Raw genomic sequence first — 4,655 nt, 5'->3', positions numbered from 1 at the left:
CTCCGTTGCTTTTTGTTTGCCCGCCGTTTATCAGCATACATTTTAGGACACCACCGGTTTCCGTAGGTTGGGGGTTCAGGCGGGGTTGCAATCTTGCTTAATCGGAGGCAAATCTTGCTTATGAGTAAAAATTCTTTTCAACTCAATGTGTTGAATATTGAATTTAACCTTGCTTAAGCTCCTCGGATCCTTGCTTAAAGCCATACAACGCGTTGACATCGCGTTTTTTTCTCGCTTCTCTTCTCCAAGATATGTTGTGCAATGAAATCATTCAGGTAGTTGCGTATGGTATTTTTGTTAATTTGGATTTTTTCTTCAATCTGTCCCAATGTGGCACTTCCCTGAGTAAATAGATACAACAGGATATTTGCTTGGGTTTCATTGTATTCTTTCCAATGTTCTTCAATTTTTTTCATTACTGCGGTGTGTATGGTTTTGGAATGCGCCCTGATTCGGTTGCGCAGTATCAGGTACACATTGCTGTTTCGTACCGAATATTCAGGTACAGATAACATAGATTGCTCCATGGTCTCATAAATTCTTTTGACACCTTCATTGAGTTGACGAACATAGCCAAAATCCTCAAGAACCCTTGCAATTCTTGGATTTCTAGCAAAACGCTCCGTTCTGATGTTTTCAACGGTAACTTGGGCAGGAAGTGGGCCGCTATTGCTAATTTCAAGACGGTCGTCAAAATGTTTGATATAAATGGAGCTTCCCTGACGGTTGTAAGAACGGTGGCAAAGGGCATTGACGATTCCTTCCAGCCACGCATATTCAGGGTATTCCGCAATTTTGACAAAACGGCCAACTTTAATATCGAGAAAATAGTAGTCGTTCAATGCAATGCGGAGAAAATCTCGCAGCTCAATAATCAAATTGGGAATATTGTTTTCAAAGCGCTGATCTTTGCTTACATTGTGCAAATCGCCGGTTTTTTCATCTACCCCGTTATAACGGATATAGCGAACGGAGGCAGTAGGAATATAGCTTTCGGGATTTTTGCCAAACAGCAGGATGGCCGATTTTTTAAACAGTATCCTGCCATCTTTCTTCTTAATTAGATGTCTTGCCTTGAGTAATTCATAACAATCTGCTTTATTTAATTTTTTGGCATACTCTTCCAGTAATTCCCTGTCCAGGTCTTCTTCATCAAAATCAGAAACCACTTCATCTTCAAACTGGCGGATATTCTTGTCATACTCCAGTTTTTTTACTTGTTCAAAATTCAGTTTTCGGTTGATATCGGCAACACGTAAAAAATAATCCTTACTACCGCTGTGGCAAAAGGTACGTTCAAACTCTTGTTCAACGTGGTACAGAAAAATCAGGTTGCCATCAAGCATGATTTCTTCCAGAACAATATTGCATGGCGGCGTGATGAAATCAAACACCAGCTTGCGGTATTCGTTCAATGTATCGCTTGCCAAACTGTTGAGGTCTTGTAGTTCTCCCTTATCGGAAATACCCAATACCAACAAACCACCATCGGCATTGAGCATACCAATTAATTCTTCGGCAATCTTCCCTGGTTTGATCAGGTCTTTACCCAGCCCTTTGCGTTCAAAATATTGATTCTCAGGCTCGGTCTGCAAATATTTACGGGTAATTAATGTATTGTGTCGGGATATGGTTTCGTTCATTTTTACACTTAATCTGAAATGATTTTATTCGGTTGAGTACAGGTTTTCAGTCCGCCTCACCGCCCTAACGCCGCAAACACTTTCGCCTTCTCCGCCGCCAGAATATCAATCTTGTAATGGCGGCGGTACAGCCACAGGGCGACGGCGACGAGGGTCGAGACTGCCGCCATCGCCGCCAGCAGCGCGAACAGGTCGCTGTATGCCGCCACCGCCGCTTCTTTGCCCGCCTGCGCGGTGATTTGCGAGACGGCTTTGCCTTGCAGCAGCACCGGGTCGGAGAGGGTGGCGGAGAGGGCGGCGGCGTTGCGCTGGATGTCGGCGGCGAGCGCGGGGTTGGAAAGGGTGAGGTTTTGCGCGATGGCGGCGAGGTGGTCGCGGGTGCGGTAAGTTAAAAACGCGCTGAATCCCGCCGCACCCGCCAGCCCGCCGAGGGTTTGCGACAGGCCGAACACGGCGGAGAAGCTCATGATGTGGTCGGGGCTTTTCGCCAGCGCGCGCAACGCGCCTTCGAGCATCATCGGCCCCATAAAGAGCAGGGTGGCGAAGGCGATGATGGTCTGGCTGAGGTAGAGCTGCGCCGGGCGGGTCTGCATCCCCACGCCGATGTCCAGCCACGCGCCGAGGGCAAAGCAGGCGAGCGCAACCATCACCGGGCGGCGGATGTCGTTGATATCCAGCAAAATCAGGCTGCCGACCACACCTGCCAGCATTCCGCCCGCAACAATCAGGTAAAACGTGCTCATCTGCGCGCTGCCCACGCCCACCGCGCCCATCAGCCCCGCCGCGCCGACGGTCTGCTCCGAGGTCAAGAGCCGCGCCATCGCACCCATCACGGCGAAGATGAGAATTTGCGGCACGGTCATCCAGTGCCAGTCCAGCATCGGCTTGTGCCGCGTCGATTCGATGTACAACGCCAGCCCCGTCAGCCCCGCCCCGCCCGCGAGCAGCCAGCCGAGCCACTGCGTCGTCCACCACACCGTGCGCCCCTGCACGAGAAAGGCGCACAACAGGGCGATGCCGGAGGCGAACAGGGTAAAGCTCAAGGCGTCCACCAGCGTGAACGATTTGCGCACGGTGATGCCGGGCGGCAGCGGCAGGGCGAACAGGCAGGCGGAGCAGGCGAGCGCGAGGGCAGCCTGAAAGGCAAACACGCCGTTGAGGTCGCCGTCGCCATACAGCAGCGGCACGAGGCTCTGCGCCAGCGGCGTGCCGACCTGCATCAGCCCCAGCCCGAACACCAGCCCGACCAGTTTTTTCGTGCCGGTAAAGCCCTGCATCATGTAGTAAATCGACAGCACCAGCAGGCCGCTGGCGGCGACGGCGGCGGCAACACGCGCGATGAGTTCCACTTCGTAATGGTGGTAAACCAGTTGCAGCAGGCTGGCGGCGAGCTGGGCGAACAGGGTGATGCGGACAAAGCGTTGCAATCCATACGCCTTGCGGATTTTGAAAAAGAGAATGCTCATGCAGGCATAAGCCATGAAATACGCCGCCTGAATCCAGCCGCCCTGCTGCAAATCGAGCGACAAATCGCCGCGCAGCTGCGGCAGCGAGGCGGTGAGCAGCCCGTTTTGAAAGCCCGACGACAGCGCGAGCAACAAACCGATGGCGAGATAGGCGAGCCGCCGCTTTTTCGGATGCTCGGGCGAGGCGGGCGAACCCGGCATAAAGGGCATTTCATGCGGCTTGAAGGTGTAGCCGCCGGATTGCAGGGGCATGGGGTTTCCTTTTTTCAGGCGTTTTGTCGGGCTGGTTTTGTAGGTCGGGCATTCATGCCCGACGTTTTTGTGTGGTCGGCGGTTGTTGGTGTGATGCCGTCTGAAAAGGTTTCAGACGACGTTTTGGGGGTTTTCAGGCAGCCTTTGTATTTTATAGGCTGCCCGTAGGGTGTGTGCCGCAGGCACGTACGCGGACTGGATTGGGAACGTGCAAACTGCGTTAAAACAGGCTGGCTTGCTGTGGGTTTGGCGTGTGTGCGGGTGCATTTTCAGGCTGCCTGAGCATATAGTTTGTAACCCGGTTGAAAAAATCTTGCGAAATTTCAAAATGCCCGTAGCGCAGCAGGTTGGCGTATTGTTTCCATTCGCCATGCTGGCGGGCGATGTCTAGCGGACAATCGCGCACAATTTGGGCATACGCCACATTACGGCGAAACGGGATAAAGGTTTCGCTCATCTGAAACGGATAGGCTCGGTCGTCCAGAATTTGCCCGAACGCGGTAAAGGCTTGCAGCTTTTCGTTGCCGTCCAAACGGATTTTTGGGCTGTAATACAGCAGCCAGTCGCCGCGTTTCATGCGGTTGAGCGGGGCGGCTTTGCCGTGGCAGACTTGGCAAAAGCCGCCTGCTACACCGCGTAAAACGTGTTCCTGGGAAACTGTGCCTATCCAATATTTCACATATGCTCCTGTGATTGAAGGTGCCCGACGGCATTTCAGGCAGCCTGAAACGCCGTCGGGCAAAGACGAAACCTGCTACTTCACCGACGAATTGCCGCCGTCGGCAAACAGCGATGCGCCCGTTACAAAACCCGCCGCCGGGCTAGCAAGAAAGGCAATCACCGAGGCAATCTCCTCAGGCTGCGCGATGCGTTTAACCGCGTGCCCATGCCTTTTGTTCCGCGTTGCCCGCCATATCCGTGTCCGCGCCGCCCGCAAGCACCGCATTGGCACGGATGCCCTGCGCCGCATAATCGGCGGTAATGCCCTTCACCAACGCGCACAACGCCGCTTTTGCCGTGCCGTAAGCCGACAGGTTCGGCAGGGCAACGCTGCTGCCGACAAAGCTGGACGTAAACACCAGCGCGCCGCTGCCGCGCCGCAGCATGGCGGGAATCTGGCTGCGTGCGCCCAAAAATGCGGTGGTCAAATTACTCTCCAGCGTGTCGCGCCATTCATCGGGCGACAGCTCGGCAAGCGGCTTGTACGCGCCCAGCGCGCCGACATTGTTGACCGCAATATTCCAGCCCGCCGAAAACCTGTTCCGCCGTACGCACCGCCGCCGCATGGGTTTCA

2 protein-coding genes and 2 pseudogenes are annotated in these 4,655 nt (G+C 54.0%); all 4 read right to left on the bottom strand.

The genetic code is table 11. The features are described 5' to 3' along the window. Positions 1-163 precede the first annotated feature (163 nt). The 4 genes and pseudogenes from Q0349_RS06530 to Q0349_RS06515 all read right to left on the bottom strand — a co-directional run bounded on the left by Q0349_RS06530 (position 164) and on the right by Q0349_RS06515 (position 4,647). Positions 164-1,643 (bottom strand): annotated as a pseudogene (locus Q0349_RS06530) (ATP-binding protein). Between the two features lie 56 nt (positions 1,644-1,699). Continuing rightward, positions 1,700-3,361: an MFS transporter gene (locus tag Q0349_RS06525; RefSeq protein WP_298080069.1), complete on the bottom strand. Its 1,662-nt coding sequence runs from the start codon at positions 3,359-3,361 to the stop codon at positions 1,700-1,702. Between the two features lie 220 nt (positions 3,362-3,581). Further along, positions 3,582-4,040 carry an EVE domain-containing protein gene (locus Q0349_RS06520; protein WP_298080071.1) on the bottom strand — a complete coding sequence of 153 codons (459 nt, stop codon included), beginning with the start codon at positions 4,038-4,040 and terminating at the stop codon, positions 3,582-3,584. A gap of 75 nt (positions 4,041-4,115) precedes the next feature. Beyond that, a pseudogene (locus tag Q0349_RS06515) lies at positions 4,116-4,647 on the bottom strand (SDR family oxidoreductase). Positions 4,648-4,655 lie beyond the last annotated feature (8 nt).

The sequence above is a fragment of the uncultured Cardiobacterium sp. genome, assembly GCF_938028185.1.
Taxonomy (GTDB): domain Bacteria; phylum Pseudomonadota; class Gammaproteobacteria; order Cardiobacteriales; family Cardiobacteriaceae; genus Cardiobacterium.
Note: the sequence above shows the minus strand (reverse complement) of the source record. Positions and strands in the feature narration are given on the sequence as shown.

Bases quoted from the DNA above. Each gene is read 5' to 3' on its own strand.
- Q0349_RS06525 (WP_298080069.1), bottom strand. From the start codon at position 3,361: ATGCCCCTGCAATCCGGCGGCTACACCTTCAAGCCGCATGAAATGCCC.